19 protein-coding genes are annotated in these 20,134 nt (G+C 37.9%); 12 read left to right on the top strand and 7 right to left on the bottom strand.

The features are described 5' to 3' along the window. The first annotated feature begins 112 nt into the window (after window positions 1–112). A complete protein-coding gene (locus GNP81_RS15905; RefSeq protein WP_155672762.1) occupies window positions 113–583 on the top strand; it encodes a CreA family protein in 471 nt (156 codons plus the stop codon). 54 nt (window positions 584–637) lie between these two features. Here the strand turns inward: GNP81_RS15905 and GNP81_RS15900 are convergent, their stop codons facing one another. Continuing rightward, window positions 638–1,264 (bottom strand): OmpA family protein, encoded by a 627-nt coding sequence (locus GNP81_RS15900; RefSeq protein ID WP_155664689.1) that lies wholly within the window; start codon window positions 1,262–1,264, stop codon window positions 638–640. Between the two features lie 208 nt (window positions 1,265–1,472). On the opposite strand from GNP81_RS15900, the gene GNP81_RS15895 reads away from it, so the two are divergent. Together GNP81_RS15895 and GNP81_RS15890 are read left to right on the top strand one after the other, a co-directional pair. Then, the gene (locus GNP81_RS15895) at window positions 1,473–1,910 is read left to right on the top strand and encodes a DUF3069 domain-containing protein (protein ID WP_005422665.1); all 438 of its coding nucleotides are present in this window, start codon (window positions 1,473–1,475) and stop codon (window positions 1,908–1,910) included. A 43-nt stretch (window positions 1,911–1,953) separates the two neighbouring features. Next, entirely contained in the window at window positions 1,954–2,196 is a 243-nt protein-coding gene (locus GNP81_RS15890) for a DUF2960 domain-containing protein (protein ID WP_005422664.1), read from the top strand. On the opposite strand, the gene viaA is transcribed toward GNP81_RS15890, so the two are convergent. Both viaA and GNP81_RS15880 read right to left on the bottom strand, forming a co-directional pair. After that, window positions 2,197–3,645: an ATPase RavA stimulator ViaA gene (viaA, locus tag GNP81_RS15885; RefSeq protein ID WP_155674361.1), complete on the bottom strand. Its 1,449-nt coding sequence runs from the start codon at window positions 3,643–3,645 to the stop codon at window positions 2,197–2,199. Window positions 3,646–3,663: 18 nt separating this feature from the next. Further along, window positions 3,664–5,313, bottom strand: coding sequence for an ATPase RavA domain-containing protein (locus GNP81_RS15880; RefSeq protein ID WP_155674362.1), 1,650 nt, complete (start codon window positions 5,311–5,313; stop codon window positions 3,664–3,666). 282 nt (window positions 5,314–5,595) lie between these two features. On the opposite strand from GNP81_RS15880, the gene ltaE reads away from it, so the two are divergent. Further along, the gene (gene ltaE, locus GNP81_RS15875; RefSeq protein WP_063646392.1) at window positions 5,596–6,600 is read left to right on the top strand and encodes a low-specificity L-threonine aldolase; all 1,005 of its coding nucleotides are present in this window, start codon (window positions 5,596–5,598) and stop codon (window positions 6,598–6,600) included. A 77-nt stretch (window positions 6,601–6,677) separates the two neighbouring features. On the opposite strand, the gene mlc is transcribed toward ltaE, so the two are convergent. Next, window positions 6,678–7,892 (bottom strand): sugar metabolism global transcriptional regulator Mlc, encoded by a 1,215-nt coding sequence (mlc, locus tag GNP81_RS15870; protein ID WP_005422660.1) that lies wholly within the window; start codon window positions 7,890–7,892, stop codon window positions 6,678–6,680. A gap of 183 nt (window positions 7,893–8,075) precedes the next feature. On the opposite strand from mlc, the gene queE reads away from it, so the two are divergent. After that, on the top strand, window positions 8,076–8,756 hold the full coding sequence (gene queE, locus GNP81_RS15865) for a 7-carboxy-7-deazaguanine synthase QueE (RefSeq protein ID WP_155674363.1): 681 nt from the start codon (window positions 8,076–8,078) through the stop codon (window positions 8,754–8,756). 102 nt (window positions 8,757–8,858) lie between these two features. Beyond that, window positions 8,859–10,304 (top strand): pyruvate kinase, encoded by a 1,446-nt coding sequence (gene pyk, locus GNP81_RS15860; RefSeq protein WP_155672755.1) that lies wholly within the window; start codon window positions 8,859–8,861, stop codon window positions 10,302–10,304. Window positions 10,305–10,382: 78 nt separating this feature from the next. On the opposite strand, the gene nagZ is transcribed toward pyk, so the two are convergent. Then, complete coding sequence (nagZ, locus tag GNP81_RS15855; protein WP_155674364.1) at window positions 10,383–11,378, bottom strand: beta-N-acetylhexosaminidase; 996 nt, start codon at window positions 11,376–11,378, stop codon at window positions 10,383–10,385. 172 nt (window positions 11,379–11,550) lie between these two features. Here nagZ and GNP81_RS15850 point away from each other — a divergent pair, with 172 nt between their 5' ends. Then, window positions 11,551–12,654 (top strand): anhydro-N-acetylmuramic acid kinase, encoded by a 1,104-nt coding sequence (locus tag GNP81_RS15850; protein WP_155674365.1) that lies wholly within the window; start codon window positions 11,551–11,553, stop codon window positions 12,652–12,654. 71 nt (window positions 12,655–12,725) lie between these two features. Here the strand turns inward: GNP81_RS15850 and GNP81_RS15845 are convergent, their stop codons facing one another. Both GNP81_RS15845 and GNP81_RS15840 read right to left on the bottom strand, forming a co-directional pair. Next, entirely contained in the window at window positions 12,726–13,730 is a 1,005-nt protein-coding gene (locus GNP81_RS15845) for a DUF1214 domain-containing protein (protein ID WP_155674366.1), read from the bottom strand. Window positions 13,731–13,739: 9 nt separating this feature from the next. Then, a complete protein-coding gene (locus GNP81_RS15840; protein WP_155674367.1) occupies window positions 13,740–14,735 on the bottom strand; it encodes a DUF1254 domain-containing protein in 996 nt (331 codons plus the stop codon). Window positions 14,736–14,843: 108 nt separating this feature from the next. On the opposite strand from GNP81_RS15840, the gene GNP81_RS15835 reads away from it, so the two are divergent. From GNP81_RS15835 to GNP81_RS15815, 5 genes are all read left to right on the top strand, one after another. After that, window positions 14,844–15,776, top strand: coding sequence for a LysR family transcriptional regulator (locus GNP81_RS15835; protein ID WP_155674368.1), 933 nt, complete (start codon window positions 14,844–14,846; stop codon window positions 15,774–15,776). 165 nt (window positions 15,777–15,941) lie between these two features. Further along, a complete protein-coding gene (locus GNP81_RS15830; protein WP_155674369.1) occupies window positions 15,942–16,817 on the top strand; it encodes a (2Fe-2S)-binding protein in 876 nt (291 codons plus the stop codon). 173 nt (window positions 16,818–16,990) lie between these two features. Further along, on the top strand, window positions 16,991–17,914 hold the full coding sequence (locus tag GNP81_RS15825; protein ID WP_155674370.1) for a porin: 924 nt from the start codon (window positions 16,991–16,993) through the stop codon (window positions 17,912–17,914). A 145-nt stretch (window positions 17,915–18,059) separates the two neighbouring features. Further along, on the top strand, window positions 18,060–18,296 hold the full coding sequence (locus GNP81_RS15820; protein ID WP_005422642.1) for an RNA recognition motif domain-containing protein: 237 nt from the start codon (window positions 18,060–18,062) through the stop codon (window positions 18,294–18,296). Between the two features lie 134 nt (window positions 18,297–18,430). Then, window positions 18,431–20,131, top strand: coding sequence for an RluA family pseudouridine synthase (locus GNP81_RS15815; protein ID WP_155674371.1), 1,701 nt, complete (start codon window positions 18,431–18,433; stop codon window positions 20,129–20,131). The last annotated feature ends 3 nt before the right edge of the window (window positions 20,132–20,134 follow it).

Genomic DNA, 20,134 nt, shown 5'->3' with positions numbered 1-20,134 from the left:
AAATTCAGAAATCCAATTAATGCTTTTATGCATAAGGTTACTTACTTTATGCTAAAGTGATGACATCCTTATGCTACACTCTTCTATATCGTTTAAAATCAGAGAATCTTTAATGAAAAAAATCATTTTTGCACTTGCTATCACAACTATGCTTAGCGCTTGTTCTGATAACGAAGTTGGTGATGTATCACTAGGTATGTTCACCATGAAAGACATTAAAATTTCAAACTTGGATGATGAAAAGATCCCTGGTGTTACTTGCCACATCGCATCAGTTGAAGCAAATTTAAGTCTTTCTGATCCAAGTGACAGCTCTATCTCATGTCGTCAAACAGGTGAAATCACACCTGAAATGATCGCTCAAATTGACAGAAGTAAATCTGGTGAGGTTGTTTTCAAGCAATCTAAAAGTATTTTCTTTAAATCAATGAAAGTTAGACGTATTTACGATGCTGAAAACCAAACATTACTGTACTTGTCATACACAACAAAAGAAACAGAAGGCAGCTTTAAGCATAGTTTATCAACGGTGCCATTGTGGGGAACAAAGGCTTACGTAGAACAACCTGTTACTGCTAACTAATTAACAAATATCTACAAAATGGCCCTCGAATAATGAGGGCCATTTTTTATACTGTTACCAGTGAATTTTTAAGATGGTGATTTCCACTCTTCGGTTACATTTGCGACCTAGAATCGTATCGTTATCACATAACGGCAGATATTCACCAAAACCTCGAGAGTATAATTGACTCGCATTTAGTTTATTCGCTAGTAAATAGCGACGTACTTCGTTAGAGCGTTGTTCAGATAAGTTCTGATTCTTAATCGGATCACCAGTTACATCAGTATGCCCATCAAGTACTAGAGCTAACTCTGGTTTACTCGCCATAACGACAATTAATTTATTAAGTAGTGAGCGTGCTAGAGGCGTTAATTCCGCTTTAGCGCTAGAAAAATGCACTTTTTCTTGAATGCTTATCACCAGTTGGTCATTACCTACTTTGTGATATTGAATACCCATATTCGTTAATTGTTGAGCGACTTGTCGCATGTCATCGTCTTTTAACTCACCATTAGGTCCAGTCAATGCACGTGTCATTTCTGACGTTTCCACTTCTTCAACAGGTGCGGTTTCAGGATTTTCAAAATCAGGGAACGGTGCATCTTCTTTCGTCTTTGGTGCGGTATCTAATAAACTACTTCCTTGTGGTGCACACCCAACAAATAGTAATGAAGCAAATAATGGTAAAAGTCTTAGCATGATCAATCCGAGTAATATAATTCCTACTCTTGATATCGACGTTTATAATCGTTTCTTTAATGAAAAACGGTGATAAATGTGATGTTGATTCCTGCTTTTCGCTTATTAAAACCACGATTTCTTATCAAATGTCCCTTATAGGAATGAATAAAATTGACATTTCTGATGGTCTAGTTACCATTTCCCTTTTATATGACGAGAAATTCCCATGTCTGAAGTTGAAAACACACAAAAAGAAGCTATCGATCTAGAAACGATCTCTCCTGAACTTAAAAAAGTTATCGAATTTGAAAACGTTCCTGAAGAAATGTGGCACATGCTTGTTTCTGTGCACGAAGTAGCTGAAATCGCCGTTCGTGAATCTTGGGATGCAATGCCAGCTAGTGCTCAAAAAGTTCTAGATAACTTTGAGCAATTCCACGCATTAGTTTCTCTAAGCCAAAGCTACGCTGGTTATGATTTCATGGCTGAGTTCGAAAACTTAGACCTACCAGAAAACATGGACGAAGATGCTCAAGCTGAATACCGTTCACAACTTCTTGATCAAGTTTTACATAACTGTGTGAAAGATCTAGTTAAGCAAATCAAAAAAGCTCGCCGTGACCCAATCATGAAGCGTGAGCTTGCTGAAATCTTCAAAAAATAATTAATAATGGATGGTGTTAACGCCATCCATTTTCGGAGAAATAATGGCTCGTATCGTTCGTTATACTTACAAGTCTGAAACAAAAGAGATCCCTTTCTCTTTTCGTGAATTTCACGGCCCATTTGAAGCTGCAGCGGCTGCTGAAGGTATTGATATCTCAGATTTCGATACTATGTTAAAGCAAGTTGAAATGGCCTCAAATAATCCTGGTGCGGTTAAAGATTTCCGTCACAGCTACTTTACAAAGCTTGGCTTTTCAAAAGTACGTTTCGTGAAAGAAGACTAATTAGCGAATTTGCGTTAGTCTCCCTAGCATTGATGGATGATATGCCCATGTGTGGTCAAACATCGCCATTAATGCTGGATTTCCATATTTTGATAAACACACCGCATGAAATCGGTTCTGATGTTTTTTCAAATCCCCTACCATTGCATCTATTTTTTCTGAATGCGTTGGTGCAATAAAATCAGACAATACCACTAAATCTGCGTTTTTATATTTATCCCCATGCATCATTTGAATTGATTTTTCCAACACGGGCTCTAAATCTGTACCACCATGAAATTTATACGATAAGAAATCAGCGACTTCTTTCAAGCCATCCTGTTTACTTAATTCATATGTGATTTGCTGAGTCGAAAACAGAATGACATAACAATCTCGCTCTTCTGCCAATGCGATCTGCATTAATCCATAAGCTAACGCTTTTGCACATTGCTCTGGGAATCCACTCATAGAACCTGATGCATCGACACAAACAACAAACGGCCCTTTTTCAATAAGCGCATTACTTGCAGCTCTCGATTGAGTTGTGACTTTGCGTAACTTACGATCAGCACCCTGCATACGATAGTTCATTAAACGTTTATCAATAAGGTGCTGATAAAAAATAACTTCAAGTTCTGGATGCGATAAAAATAAGGTTTCATTAGGAAGTAGACGACTTAAATCGTCACCTTCATGAACACCAACAATATCGTCAGTTACAAAATCACTCTTCTCTTCCACCACTTTGACTTCTTCAGCCATTGCTTGTGATTTATCAAGGTGTTCTGCTTCATTAGCCATACGTCCAAGCTTAGAAGCAATGTCTTGTAATCCTTTATTTTTCTTCAGAAATCGTGCATGTAGTTTCATGATATCAACATTAGATTTGGTCAGTTTTGCTGATGCCATATCCCACAGTTTACCGATTTGAGCTTCATCACCTTCAGCAGTAACAGACTCCATGGTTTTTAATGTTTCAATTCGTTGATACAAATCAGCAAGGAGTTTTTCTTTATCTTCTTTTAATTCACTTAACTGCGCTTTTTTGATTGCATCCGATAAACTTTGATACCAACGTTCACAAAAGAATCGAGGGAACATTGGATTCATTAACCCTTTGTTATCATTAGCTAATTGTTTTGCTTCAACGTAAAATGCAGAATGCCATTTGAGCTTAGATACAATCTCATCAATGCGTTGATAAAACTCGTTCTCGCTCCAATGAATCACATCCTGATATAAAGCCAGTTCATCTTGAATACGCTCTGTTTCGCATACTTTGGTCATTTTATGCTTAACTTTGCCACGCCATTTCAAAATATGATTCTTAATGGTTGGTTTTATATTAGGGTTTGATTTAGCAGCGGTCAGAAATTGCGGACGTGAAAGGATCTCAGCGATCGATGAATCAATCATCCCTGATTCTGCTACCATCATTACCAAATTTAAGGCATCAGCACCTAACATATTTGTCCCTATTACTTATTAAGAATAATAATCGCTAAATTTCATTACTCGTCGACTAGAGTTATTAAATTGAGTTTTACATCCCTCAATACGCTGAGTTAATAACTGTAGACTGTTTTCAATCACTGAAGGCAAACTTTCTTCAATAAAGTTATGTGGTAGCGCTGCGTGAAATTGTGTTCGACTTTTTAGTAATTGATGTTCAGCTTCGTCTAATTTCTTTTGATTTACAGAAACTTGCTCTGCCCACGCATCAAATTGACTTTCAGTTGGATCATTATGACCAACCATACCGACAAGAACAGAACGATTTGCGATATCTTTGATTACTAATCTGGAATCTGCATCTAATTCAAAATTAAGCATACACAGACTTGGGTTCTGGTTTACGTAACCATATACCGATGCCTTACCTTCTTTCATCTGTTTTTCGATGTCATCAGGGTTAACATAAACCCAGCGGCTATCGCCTTTTTCACCTTCGGATACTGACATATTAGATTGAAGCATCACTAATTTTATTAATTGATGCGCGTTGCCAACACTAAAGCGTTTGCCTTTTTGAAAATCGAACTCATAGCTTTCTTTTTTCATTAAGCGGTTACCGGCCGTTTCCATATGCAACTCAACACTGTGCTTTGCCAAGATCTCCGCTTCCATTTCCGCCATATCCGTTAAGATCATATCGATATTCATTAATACCGCTTGTTGATCAAACGCTTTTTCTGATGCAAAGACTCGAATACTTTCACGTACTTGTTCTCTGTTCTCAGGAGTCGTCCATAAGCAATCTTGAAGTAATAACAAATCCATCGGATTAATTTCATCACGACCACTAAAGAAAGCGGATGCCTTTAATAATTTAACGGATTTTTTCCAACGTCGATCAGATACATACAGATCTTCATCATAAGCCGTATTGTTTTGCTCAAGCATAGTCTTTAATTCAAATAGCTTTTCAAAAACTTGATCGGATAAGGTTAATCCATCCAGTTCTTTTTGCCATTGATGGTACTCGCTGTCCGTTACTACTAATGATGGATCGATTTCTGTTTCTTGAATCGTCCCTGTCATCAACATGGATTTAAAGTTATTTTTATTTTGAATACGGTTAACAAATACGCGTACTAACATTCGGTCATAGAGTGCATCTAAACCGCTGTCTTCATCGGGTAATTCGTTTGATGCCGAAATAAGAAGTCGCATTGGGACAGGAGAAACTTCATTACCGTTTTTAAATGTTTTTTCATTAACAACGGTCAGCAATGTATTAAGAATTGCTGGACCGGCTTTCCAAATTTCATCTAAGAAAACAACTTGAGCATCAGGTAAGTAACCTTGAGTTAATCGAACGTATTTACCGTTATCTTTTAATTCTTGAATTGAGAGAGGACCAAACACTTCTTCTGGTGTCGAAAAGCGTGTCATTAGATATTCAAAATAACGACTGTTATCAAACGCTTTAATTAATCGTTTTGCTATTAAGCTTTTTGCAATACCAGGAGGACCTAATAAAAATACGCTTTCACCAGACAAAGCGGCAAGTAAGCATAGTCGCATTGTATCTTCACGTTCATACACACCATCAGATAATGCGGTAGTGAGTTTTTGAATTCGTTCAGATAGCAGCGCACGTGCAGCGCTTGTTCTCGTTGAGGTTCCTTGCATTACATTCCCTTACACTTAAGATAACTGCTTTCTCTTGAGTATAATGTAAATTTCAGAGTCGTTATAGTTACATATTGCCTCAATTGTTTGATTAATAACCATATACACTCATCAATTAGTCGAATCCCTCTACTTTAGAGGTAATAAATTGCACTCTTCTTAATATATAAATCACCATACTCGTTATTTTTTTGTAAAACCCAAATAACATTGTTTTCATGGATACAAGCTGTGTGCTAGGTTATCTATCTATATAAAAATAAGTGCAGTAAAGGATATACCATGATTGATTTTCGCTCTGATACGGTTACTCGCCCAACACCAAATATGCGTGAAGCTATCGCTAATGCTCTGGTTGGTGATGATGTTTATGGAGATGATCCAACCACAAACGAATTAGAACAATGGGCTGCTGAGCGCCATGGTTTTGAAGCGGCAATGTTCACTTCATCAGGAACACAAGCAAACCTATTAGGGCTTATGTCTCACTGTGAACGTGGCGATGAGTATTTATGTGGCCAACAAGCCCATAACTATAAATATGAAGCTGGTGGCGCAGCGGTATTAGGGTCAATCCAACCACAGCCAATTGAAAATAATCCCGATGGTACTTTATGCTTTGAAAAACTGGCTGCTGCAATAAAAGCGGATGACTTCCATTTTGCCAGAACCAAACTATTGAGCTTAGAAAACACCATTAATGGCAAGGTTCTTCCGTTAAGCTACCTAGCTCAAGCTCGAGAATTTGTGAACAAACATCAACTTGCTCTGCATTTAGATGGGGCTCGCGTCTATAATGCCGCAGTTGCGTTAGATGTTGATATAAAAGAGATTGCTCAACATTTTGATAGTATGACGATTTGTTTATCAAAAGGCCTATCAGCACCAATTGGCTCTTTGCTACTTGGGACAAAAGAATACATCAAAAAAGCTCGCCGTATTAGAAAGATGCTGGGGGGCGGTATGCGTCAAACGGGCATTCTTGCTGCTGCTGGAAAACTCGCATTAACCGAGCAAGTGCCACAACTGGCCGTGGACCATGCCAATGCTAAATATTTAGCTGAACAGTTAAATACGGTAAATGGATTTTCAGTAAATGTTGAGCATATTCAAACTAATATTGTTTTTGCTAAATTAGACAACAAAGTAGATATCAAAACCATTTGTGATAAAGCACTTGAACAGGATATTTTACTTTCTGCTGGCAACCCTATTCGCTTTGTGACTCATAAAGACATCACAAAACAAAATATTGATACCTTAATTGAGTTCTTAAAACAGAACTAATCTTATCCATTCCATCAATATAAAAAGAAAAGAGCAGCCAAATTCGCTGCTCTTTTTTATTACTTTACGGTGAAGTATTAACCTTCTATCACCTTCATTAGCAATGAACCATCACACATTGCTTGCTTAACCAGTGCGGCTCCAGGCATGGTTGCTTGAGTATAAAAGCGACTCTCAACCAATTGCGTGTCTTTTGCATATAGTGGCAATACTTGGTTTTGAATAGAATCCATGATGATTGGGTACAAAATGTCTTTCGAAAGGTTAATTTCCCCACCTATCAATATCATTTCTGGGTTAAATAGATTTACCATAATAGCTATGGCTTCACCCAAATTATGTCCAAGCTCAGTAATGACTTGTTTTGCTAATACGTCGCCTTGGTTTGCGGCAAGACAAATGTTTTCAATCGTAATCGTCTGATCTTTTAAGACGGTTTGATGACCATTATTAATCAAGTTTTTTACTTGATCACGAATCGCCTTTGCACTTGCTACGGTTTCTAAGCAACCTGTATTACCACAATGACAACGAGCACCAAGTTTGTTGATCTTGATGTGTCCCATTTCACCAATATTGCCTGTTCTACCTTGCAGCACTTCCCCATTCATAATAATGCCGGCACCTACACCATGGTGAATAGAGACTAAGATAGAGTTGTCGATGTTTTTTGAATTACCAAACAACTTTTCAGCTAACGCCCAACTTCTTGTATCGTTCCCAATGAATACTGGTAAGCCTGTAGATTCATAGATCTTAGGGCCCAATGGTAAATTTTTCACATTGTAATGAGGCATTTGAATGATCAAACCTTGTGAAGAAATCACTAATCCCGGTAATGACACCGCAATGCTGGTAATTCGTCCTAAAATCTTAGAGTGTTTTTGAAAGAACACGTTAATTTCATTTAATAACTTGGCAAGTAGCTCATCTTGCTCAATCTCTTTGATTAACTGTCTTTCTTCAATGATCTGCTCACCACCAAGACTGTGCAAAGCGATGGTTAAATAACCTCGTCCTAGTCGTAGAGATAAAAATTGCCAACCTTCATTATCGACTTCAAGCCCAATTGCAGGTCTACCACGACTATTTGCTTCTTGTACTTGAGTTTCTTTGATAAGGTGTGCGTCAAGAAGTTCGCGTGTGATTTTGGTAATACTAGCCGGCGCTAGATTACTCTCTTTAGAAAGATCGATTCGCGAGATAGGGCCAAGTTGGTCAATTAACTTATACACCCGGCCCGCATTTACTTGTTTTAAATGATCAATGTGTCCGGGTTGGGCCACGTACATACGTATCTCCAGTAAAAAATATATCAATTAATTGAATTTTTTTACTTTGCGAACAAATTGTGAAGCTTAAGTATTTGCCTACGTGATATCCATCACGAAGATTATGAAATATTTACGAAAAATGCGACTTCACAACGAATTTTAACGCCAAATTTTATAGTTTTTTATTTGAGTAAAATAATTATGTCAGCACCATTATTTAAAATTAACGAGTTATTCGAGACCATTCAAGGTGAAGGAACATTTACCGGTGTTCCATCTATATTTTTACGCTTACAAGGTTGCCCTGTTGGTTGTTCTTGGTGTGATACAAAGCAAACTTGGGATGTCGAATTAAGTGATAAAACGGATTTACAAACCATTTTAGCAAAAACGGAAGATACCCCTAGTTGGACAGAACTGTCGAGCACTCAAATAATTGAAATGTTGGAAAATCAAGGTTATACCGCAAAGCACATGGTGATTACTGGTGGTGAACCATGTATGTATGATTTAACTTCATTGACTCAAGAACTAGAGCAGCACGGTTATCGCTGCCAAATAGAAACCAGTGGTACTTACCCTATTATTGCTTCAGAGAACACTTGGGTGACAGTGTCACCAAAAATCAACATGAAAGGTAAATTACCTGTTCTGCCAGTCGCCCTATCTCGTGCAAATGAGATTAAACACCCAGTTGGTACAACAAAAGATATTGAACAACTTGATGCATTATTAGAAGGTGTTGAGTTACTCAAAGATGTCACTATCGCTCTTCAACCAATTAGCCAAAAACCAAGAGCTACCGAACTTTGTATTGAAACCTGTATCAAAAGAAATTGGCGACTTTCTATCCAAACGCACAAATATTTAGCGATTGCGTGAGAATTTTTTACATTTACCCTGTTTGAGTCATGGAATTGTCACTATTGCCGATATATGTTTAAGCATAAGTAAAAATAAAACAACATCCACTTTGGAGATTATATGTCTAACAGACTACGTAGAACAAAAATCGTTACCACTCTTGGCCCTGCAACAGATCGTGATAATAACCTAGAAAAAATCATTGCCGCTGGCGCAAACGTTGTTCGTATGAACTTCTCTCACGGTAGCCCAGAAGATCATATCGAACGTACAAGAAAAGTTCGTGAAATCGCTGCAAAACTTGGTACTCACGTTGCTATTCTAGGTGACTTACAAGGCCCTAAGATCCGTGTTTCTACGTTTAAAGAAGGTAAAATCCAATTAGCTATTGGTGATAAATTCACACTAGATAGCGATTTACCTAAAGGTGAAGGTAACCAAGACTCCGTTGGTCTTGATTACAAAGAACTGCCTCAAGATGTAACTACTGGTGACGTTCTTCTTCTTGATGACGGTCGTGTACAACTACGTGTAACTGCTGTTGAAGGCAACAAAGTTCACACTGAAGTAACAGTTGCTGGCCCTCTATCAAACAACAAAGGCATCAATAAGCAAGGTGGTGGTCTTTCTGCTGACGCTCTAACAGACAAAGACAAAGCTGACATCATTACAGCTGCTGCAATGAAGGTTGATTACCTAGCGGTTTCTTTCCCACGTAACGGCGAAGACATGAACTACGCTCGTCGTCTAGCTCGTGATGCTGGTCTTGAAGCGCAATTAGTTGCTAAAGTTGAACGCGCTGAAACAGTAGCGTCTGAAGAAGCACTGGATGACATTATCCTTGCATCTGATGTTGTTATGGTTGCACGTGGTGACCTAGGTGTTGAAATTGGCGACCCAGAGTTAGTTGGTGTTCAAAAACAACTAATCCGCCGTGCTCGTAGTCTTAACCGTACCGTTATTACTGCAACACAAATGATGGAATCAATGATTTCTAGCCCAATGCCTACTCGTGCTGAAGTAATGGACGTTGCTAACGCCGTTCTTGATGGTACAGATGCGGTAATGCTTTCTGCTGAAACAGCAGCTGGTGACTTCCCTGTTGAAACAGTAACATCAATGGCTGGCGTTTGTATGGGTGCTGAAAAAGTACCTACAGTTAACGTATCTAACCACCGTTTAGACCGTCGCTTCACTACACCAGAAGAAACGATCGCAATGTCTACTATGTATGCAGCAAACCACATGGAAGGCATCACTGCGATGATCACACTTACTGAGTCTGGTCGTACTCCACTTATGATGTCTCGTCTAAGCTCTGGTCTACCTATCTTTGCTCTATCACGCAACGAAGGTACACTAAACCGTGCAGCGCTTTACCGTGGTGTGACTCCAGTATTCTTTGATGAGAAAGCAGATTCTGGTCTTCCATCAACTTATGCAGCGATCAACACGCTAAAATCAAAAGGCTTACTATCAACTGGCGACCAAGTAATCATCACTCAAGGTGACGTTATGGATATCGTTGGTTCAACAAACTGTATGCGTATAATTACTGTTGAGTAATTAAACACCGCATAAAATAAAAGCCCCGATGTTTAATCAACATCGGGGCTTTTTATCTTTTCCAAACCCTATACTTGGCTATGATTTCCAACCATCATAAGCACGAGTGATAAGGTCATTCGCTTCTTTCCATTCTCTTGTGCCTAGTAATGTGTTTCTATCAAAATGCTGTGTTTTTAATAATGCATTCGCTTTAGCTACGGACTGAATAGCAAGATTATCCAATACTTCTACTGCTGATTTACGGTTATTACACATCAATAGCATATCGCAGCCTGCATCTAACGCTTGTTGGGAACGCTCTGCTGGCCCACCCATGATGGTTGCCCCTTCCATGCTTAGATCATCTGAAAAGACTAAACCATTGAAGTTAAGTTGCTTACGAAGCACGTCTTTTAACCAATATGATGATCCACTTGCTGGTGATGAATCGTATTCAGGATAAATAACATGAGCAGGCATCATTGCATCTAAAATTCCCGCTTCAATTTGAGCTTTAAAGATTGCCATATCAAGCTCAAAAATATTATTACGATTATCGTAAGGTGTTTCTAGATGCGAATCAGCAATAACACCACCATGACCTGGGAAATGTTTACCCGTCGTTGAGGTTCCTGCCGATTTCATACCTTGCATGAATGCTGTGCTGTACTTAACAATCGTATTAATATCATCGCCAAAAGCACGATTACCAATAGCTTTACAATCAAACCCATTATCTAAAACAGGCGCAAAAGTAAGGTCAATATCATGAGCGACTAGCTCTGCACATAATAACCAACCAGCCGTTTTAGCCAGTTCAAGTCCGTTATCCATTTCAGCATAGGCTTGTGCTGGTGGAATAAGAGTAAACTCATCTCTAAAGCGCTGAACACGCCCACCTTCTTGATCGACACCGATAAGAATCGGTCGACCTGCTGCTTTACGAATGGATGCAGTCAATGCCGCTAACTGTTTTGGATCATGATAATTTCGAGCAAATAAAATCAATCCCCCAACGGTTGGGTGCTGAAGCAACTCACGCTCTTCTGCATCAATTTCATATCCTTCAACATCTAGCCATAACGGGCCCATAGCATTCTCCAAATCATCTTAATTTTTATAGGCTTAAAGTATCATGCTCGTTATCATTTTGAAATCTCATATATGGCAATTTTATGTCAATAGTGTGAGTAATATAGATATAATCTTATGACTTTATGGCACAATAAAAGCGTTAATAAATCCGTAGTTATGGAGTATATGCATGGAAAAATACATTGGCTTAATGTCTGGAACCAGTTTAGATGGTGTGGATGCCGTCATCGTTGAAACCAACGGTACAAAAATCAATCTACTTGGTCATGCTGATTATCCAATGGATCCACAACTAAAAGCGGATTTACTTGCTGTATGCACGGGGCAACAAACCAATTTAAAAGTGATTGGTGAAATAGATCACCGTCTTGGTCATCTTTTTGCCGATGCCACTCTGCATTTACTAAATACTTTAAATATTGCTCCCTCTGACATCACAGCAATTGGCAGTCATGGTCAAACGGTGTTTCACTCGCCTGACGCAGAATACCCTTTTACGATGCAACTTGGTGATAGCAATATTATTGCAGCAAAAACAGGTATTGATACAATTGCCGATTTTCGTAGAAAAGACATGGCATTAGGAGGCCAAGGAGCTCCATTGGTTCCTGCTTTTCATCACACCTTATTTGGAAAGCCAGACAGCACCAATATAATTCTAAATATTGGCGGCATCTCTAATATCTCTATTTTACAAAAAGACTCTCCTGTTATTGGTTATGACACAGGTCCTGGCAATATGTTGATGGACTCATGGATCACTGAGCATAAAGGGGAAAGTTACGATAAAGGTGGTGCATGGGCTCGTTCTGGTCAAATTATAGATGAACTGCTCAACCAACTAAAAACACATGACTACTTTGCACGTCCATATCCAAAAAGTACGGGTCGAGAGCTGTTTAATTTGGATTGGTTTGCACAATACATCGAAAATAAACCGTATCAACCACAAGATGTTCAAGCAACGCTATTAGAATTCACCGTGGTAACTATTGTTGATCAAGTGATCCGATTCCAAGTTGGCAATGACACTAAGCTATTAGTCTGTGGTGGCGGAGCTCATAACCAGTTTTTAATGGAACGGCTGCAATATCATTTACCTAATTGGGCAGTTTCCACCACTAACGACTACAATGTAGATAGTGACAATATGGAAGCAATGGCCTTTGCATGGCTTGCTCATCAAAGAATTCATGGCTTGCCAAGTAATGAACCTGATGTGACAGGTGCTTCTCGTTATGCGAGTTTAGGTGTAATCTACCCGGCTAATTAATTTAAAGAATAATTAAAATCTTTATTAAAAAGGTCTGCATTTTAACGCAGACCTTTTTGTATTTGCTTCATTTATTTGAAGGTTACATTAGTCGTAAAATCTTGTGAATACTTCAATATTTCATCAAATGAACGTGGTAAATATGCTCTAAACATAGGTTGCCAATTACCATCAATAGTATCAATGTTATTTAAAGCTTTCGAGCCACAATTAAAATGCAATGTATAACTTCCATCGTTGTTAGCTTTAGCCTGAAAATTATTAAGTGCAAAATTGTCTTTTGCGATCCAACCTTTATCATCATAAGTGGTAATCGACCAAAAACCGCCTTTTTCGTAATTAAGTGGCGGGGCCTCAAAAGTAAGTGAGCGACATTCTTGATTGCCAGTACCCTTCACTGGAAAATAAAAGGCATCTTTTGCAGGTAGCCCTCCCCATCCAGCGGCTGCTACGTATAAACGTTGCTTAGGATCAAGCATCTTATTAGTGACACTTCCAAACCCTAGCCATGCTTTTACTTCAGGTACGTGTTTTTCAAGCTGGCTACGTAATTTATCTTGAGATATTTTATCAAAGCCTTTATCTACATAAGGATTATTAGAGTTTGCTTCAATATTTAGCTGGTCTTGTAAAAGATTTGCTTTTTTCACTCCAACACTATCTGGTGTCATGATCCCTGTTCTAGCATTTAAAAAAACGTGAGTTCCTTTAGATAACATATTCGGAGTAATAATTAATGATTCTCCGGGATAAATAACAGCAACCGTATAATGTTTTTCATCAATGACTTGGATTATCTGATATTGACCAGATTGAGGGACAGAAAGCGTCGCCCCCTTTGATACGTCAACTACAGCATGAGAATACAAAATATCTTGGTTCTCACGAATAACAAATTGAAAATCTTTACTTGATATATTACGTGCATGCCGCCAAGTATTGACTGGCACTTTAGTCATTAACTCAGAAAAATAGGTATTCGTTTCTGCCTCAATAAAATTATCATTCGTAACTGTGGTGTTTGCAAATACCGGCGTACAAATCATTATTGCCAGTGTTAAATAAGAATATTTCATATTTTCCACCTATTTGATGGTAACTTTGGGTAATTTATATTGTTTTAATGCGTTCATATCCGGCTCGTACACACGCATTAACATGTCCCAATCATTGGTTACTGGTACATGATTAATGGCATTTTCAGGACAATTGCCATAATTAACAGTAAAAGAACCATCTTGGTTGAACTTAAGATTATTTTTATTTAAAACAGAATGTTCATTGGCGATCCAACCCTCTTTATTATAAATAGTGATTGAATAAAAACCGTTTCCAGTCACTGGTGGTTGCTTGTAAGTAGCAGTAATACACTTGGTAGCATCCGCTGCTTGTCCTTGACTGTAATAAGATAAATATTGTGCATTTTTATCTGGAAGTAGCCCCCACCCAAGAGCTGTTCCATATAAATGCATTCTCTTATCTACAGTACCTCTTGCCCCTTGCATTCCATTCAAGCTACCGAATGTTTTACCCTCATCAACCAATTTGTGGCGTAGTGAAATCAGTTGTTTAAAATCATAATTTGGCAATTTATGTTGATTGTGTGAATTTGTTTTTACTTTAATCTGATTTTGAATTCGTTTGACGTTATTTATATCATTCGGATCATTTGGATCTATCTGCGTTCTTGCCACTATCATCGCAAATTCGGTATCCGATTTAATCTCGTAAGTTCCCGGATTAGTAAATACCTGATCGATATAGTGATCATTTTGCACAATCATCACTGATAAATAACGACCATTAGTATCTGGAATAGTGACGGTTCCTCCTTTAGAAACATCTGCAACATAACCTGAATAAATCGTATCTCTGTTCATTCGTACCACTGTTTGATTATCTAATGGCGTTAGCTTCGGAAAATGAAACCAAGCATTTGACCCAACTAACTTAGTGATATTACTGAACGATAAATCAGACTCAGCTTTTTCATAATTACTTTCCGTAACAGGGAGCAAGGTTGATGCAAATAGTGAACTTGATACGGTGGAAGCCAGAAGTAATAAACTCAGTTTTTTCATAATTTACCTACCTAATGTTAAACAGGTATTGATTATAAAAAATACATTGCAGTTCCCACAGGGAATTATTAGACTCAAATCAATTCCATTTTAGACTTATGCAGAATTATGATTGATAACAAACGATTAATGAATGTCGATTTAAACCTCTTACTTCTATTACAAGTTTTAGGGAAAGAGAAAAATACGAGAAAAGCAGCAGAGCGCCTGTTTGTGACTCAATCAGCAATCAGTAAAGGCTTAAAAAAACTAAGAGAACAATTTGATAACGAGTTATTCATTAGTTCAAATAAAGGATTAGAAGCAACGCCATTTTGCGAAGAGATCCAATTAAAACTGCCTCGTTTACTGGAAGAATTAGCATCACTCTATGATACTGACTCGAATAATAACTATGGCTCATATTCAGGTACGGTTTCTATTGCTATTAATCCATCGTTAACTTTTCCCTTCGCTGAACTTATTAGAAATTATGTTCAAGAAAAACTTCCTAATGCCTCATTAGAATTAGTTAACTGGAGTTGGAACACGGAATTACATATTAAGAAACAAATGATCCACTTAGGGATCAACTATTATCCGCTCACATTAACGAAACATATTGTCCAGCACCCCATTACTGACGTTAAATTCAATTTGTGTTTATCAACCGCACACCCCCTCCTTAAGCAAGAGATAACAATGGAAAATATTGCGAAATATCCATTAGTGATGAATCTCATGCCTGACTATGTTAAACAACAAAATCACGTAGAACGTTTACTCAAAGAAGCGAACTTAACTCCTAAGGTTGCATTGAAAAGTGACATTATGTCGGTTTGCTTATCTACTTTAGAAAAAACAGAGAGCGTTATGCCAATTCACAGCTTAATTCAGCCCTCTCTACCAAGCTCATTAACTTTGGTTGAATTCTCTCCATCAATTGAAACTTGTATCCCGAAAAACCAAATTGCTTTATATACCGCTAACTCATCAGAACAAACAATGATAAGCCGACAACTTGAAGATGACATAAAAGCCATTATTTTAAGTCTAAGTTGAATATGGTGGTTTCTATAAACACCAACTACAATTAGTTAGAGACGATAAAAAATGTGCTATTTTTTGAAGAGTTATCTTCACCTAATTCAAATATGAGTGTAGTGTACCTTTAAGTTTATTCTTGAAATAAACATGAATTACTAAAGTTAATAAGTATTATAACCAATGACAACTATGCATATTTCAGCTCAACTACAGCCACTTTGGCGCAGCAAAAAATCATCAGAATCATGCCATTCTTTAAAAGACCAATTGGCGTGGCTGCATGATGCTGACGATAACTTTAAGCTTAAAGCAATAAATCAAGGCAAACTGGATGATAAACACCAGCCTCTTAATACCTGGTTATCTACTAATTTAACTAATGCTATTGAGTTATTTTCAAAGAAAACAGAAGTTAATCATAATGTTGCTGCCTCTATGTGGCTAAAATCGTTTAACAATCAATTCTTCACGAGTTTGGTGGCGCTTCGTTTAAAGTTTAACCGAGTTCCTGTTATTCAATTTAATGATATTTTCATTTCGACTCCTAACGGAGAAAAAATAAAGTCCTTACAAATCAATAATAATTGTCATTTTGTTTGCTTAGAGAGTGATCCGTTAGCATCAAGTTTACAATCAACAGTAGTAGCAAGCCACGAACAACTGGATGACGCTTTTACTCACCTAATTCAGCAAATTGGAGGTGGTTTAAGTGTATTATTTGAAAAAGAACGATTAAAACACCGTCCATTTTGGGGAAGCATTTCACTGGCTGTCAGTGTCTTCTTTATGCGCTTAACCGAAAAAGGACTTTCTGCGGATCTTGCAAAACAAATACTCCCTAATGCACAGCAATGGTTATCTAATATCATGCCTGATATAGGGAAAGATCTTGCGCATATTCATGTAGCAGAGAAAAAAGAACGAGCCATTTTGTACGTTCAGCGTGAAACCTGTTGTTTAAAATACAAAATAGACGGTAAGAAGAAATGTGCTACTTGCCACCTGCTATCTGATGAAGAACGTATCAAGAAAAACAGTAAACGTATCCCTTCATAATCCTTTCTCGTACTAATGTGTCATCTCAACTCTGTCACACAGATGACACATTAGTTTTATAAATGTTAAATAAAACCTACATCAATCTTTAATATGATTTTTTTATCTTAGATCCCAAGCAAATAACGAGACCAAAACGGAGTGTTTTGGTTAATTTAAAGGTATGGAATCTAATGAAAAAATTACTACTATCAACGGCTATCGTTTCATCTTTTGTATCAACCCCTCTTTTAGCAGCAACGGTTTATGATCAGGATGACACTCTATTAAAAGTTGGTGGCAGAGCCGAAGCTCGAGCAAATATTTCTGACAATAATGAATCAGCAACCGATAGCTCGTTTCAAGACAAGAGTCGTGCACGCATCAATCTAAAAGGCAAAACCAAAATTAATGAAGATTTAGGTGCGTTTGGTACTTATGAAGTCGAAATTGCTGATGGAAAAAACAATCTAGTTAATACTCGTTATCTATTTGCCGGCCTAAGTACTGCATTTGGCAACTTCTCATACGGACAGCAAGATTCTGCACAAGTAATGCTTACTGATTACACCGATATTTTAGCTACATTTGGTGGTGATGCAGCAGATTTAACGGACGGTAACAAAGATAAACGTGAGAATAACTTTGTCTACTCTGGTGAATTCGATGCTCTAACCGTGCAAGCAAACTACATTGCAAGTAATACTAAGAAAAGTGATAGTTTTGGCCTATCTGGCATGTATGCCCTACCAATTGGCTTAGATTTGGGTTTAGGCTATACCTCTGGTGAACAAGCTGGGCTGGATGCCGACCAAATTAACCTTGCCCTTCGCTATACACTTGATGCATTCATGGTTTCAGGTTTATTCACAACAGGTGAAATCGACAAAACCGATGCTACCGGTTACGAGCTAGCCGCCGCTTATAAAATGGATAAGTGGGTGTTCCAAGGCGTTTATAACTACCAAGAAGTTGATAGCAAAGACACTGAAAACAACGTTGCTATTGAAGCTATCTACAAACTAAACAAAAGTTTCCGCACATATGCAGGATACAAATTTGAACAAATTGATGATTTAGATGATCAAATTCAATTTGGCCTACGCTACGATTTCTAAGTTTTATGAATTTTAGCGCTCTGGGTGGAGGGCTAAAACCAAATCCGAAATGGCTTCATCGCTGTTTCGGATTTTCTATTTTGCATATACCCAGAACCGAATTTCTGCTATAACGTACTCTTAAATCACTATTATATGGTTAATCATGAAATTACTTGTTCGCAATCTTCCTCGTACTATGTCTGAATTTGAACTACGTGAAATGTTTAAAAAACACGGAGAATTCAAATACTGCAAAATAGTATTAGACGAAATTACAGGTGAATCAAAAGGATTTGGTTTTGTTGAAATGCTTGACGAAGAAGAAGCATTAGCAGCAATCGCCGCTGAAGATGGCAAAAAGTTTGGTAAACTTAAAATCCGCGTAAAAGCAGCTGAATAATCATTTGCTTTTATCAATGACCATCAATCGCTATTCATCCATTAATGGTCATTGGTATTGCTGTGGTTTGATATAATATCAAACCACGCACTCTTCTTTACCCCTATTCATTTGCTTTCAAATATAAAACTATTATGCCTATCTCCAATCCTTGTTTTACTTCATTTACTCAATCTATCGATAGTTATACACTTCCTGAAAAATTCACTTTCCCTTTTTGCTATGAGCCACACCCTTTATGTGAACTTGCAGCAGAGGAGTTACAACGTCACCTAGAAACGCAACAAGAATGGCATCATAATTTCGGCCTATCTGGTGATAAAAGTAATGCGATTGGTAAAATGTTTGGCGTATTATTAGTGAAAGCACCAACGGGTGAAGTTGGCTACTTATCCGCTTTCTCTGGCAAAGTTGCGGATAGTAATCATCTACCTCATTTTGTACCACCTGTATTTGATATGCTGGAAGAAGACGGTTTTTTCAAAACAGAGCTTGCAGAAATCACAGAGATTAACGCAACCATTAAGCTGCTCGAAGCTAATCCACAATTATCTCACTTAACGGCCGCTATCCAATCCGAAACTAATGCTTCACTACAACAGATAGAAATGCAACGCCAATTGATGATTGAAGGACGAAAATCTCGTAAAGCACAACGAGCAGCGGCTGAAATCACAGCTCAAGATGGTACGCAAAAAAGCGCAGATGAATTAGAACAACTCAAAGTAGTACTTGGCAAAGAAAGCGTTAAAGAAAAAAATACCTTACGTGATATTAAATTCATGTGGGATGAAAAAATAAGCGCCCTTCAATGCCAACTTAATGAGTTAGAAGGCGCGCTTAATGAATTAAAAACCAAGCGAAAAACTCTATCTAACAGATTACAAAAGAAATTATTTCAGCAATACAAGTTTTTAAATACCCATGGTACTGAGAAAGATCTAAACGATATTTTCAAAGACACACCAAACCAGATCCCACCAGCCGGTTCTGGCGAATGCGCTGCACCTAAATTACTTCAATATGCCTTTGCACATGGTTTCACGCCACTTGCACTGGCGGAATTTTGGTGGGGCATTGCCCCAAAATCTGAAATCCGCCAACATAAAAAATTCTATGCATCATGTCAGAGTAAATGCCAGCCAATTTTAGGCCATATGCTTGATGGGATAGAAATGGATGATAACCCACTGCTTATCAACCCAGCAGAAGGGAAAGATCTTGAAATCGTCTATGAAGATGAATTTATGGTTGTAGTAAATAAACCAGCTGATTTCTTATCTGTGCCAGGTAAAAACATCCAAGATTCGGTTTATACACGGATACAACAACGTTACCCTAATGCAACGGGTGGGCTAATCATTCATCGCTTAGATATGGCAACATCTGGATTACTGGTTTTAGGCCTAACGCCAAAAGCACATAAACGTTTACAGCAACAATTTATTAATCGTACGGTAGAAAAGCGCTACACGGCTCTGCTTGATGGAATTTTAGAAAACGATGAAGGCTTGATCACATTACCTATGCGTGGTGATTTATATGATCGCCCTCGCCAACTGGTGTGTTTTGAGCATGGAAAACCTGCGGAAACAACCTACCAAGTTATTGAACGCAAAGAGAATAAAACCAAAGTTTACCTTTACCCGAAAACAGGTCGAACTCATCAACTTAGAGTGCATTGTGCTCATTATCTTGGTTTAAATATGCCAATCACCGGTGATGGTTTATATGGAAAAAAAGCAAATCGCTTGCACCTACATGCAGGCTATTTGTCATTAACTCATCCTATCACTAAAGAACCGATGGAATTTAATGTCGAAGCGGAATTTTAATGT

It is taken from the genome of Aliivibrio fischeri (genome assembly GCF_009727955.1).
In the GTDB taxonomy this organism is placed as follows: Bacteria; Pseudomonadota; Gammaproteobacteria; order Enterobacterales; family Vibrionaceae; genus Aliivibrio; species Aliivibrio fischeri_A.
Note: the sequence above shows the minus strand (reverse complement) of the source record. Positions and strands in the feature narration are given on the sequence as shown.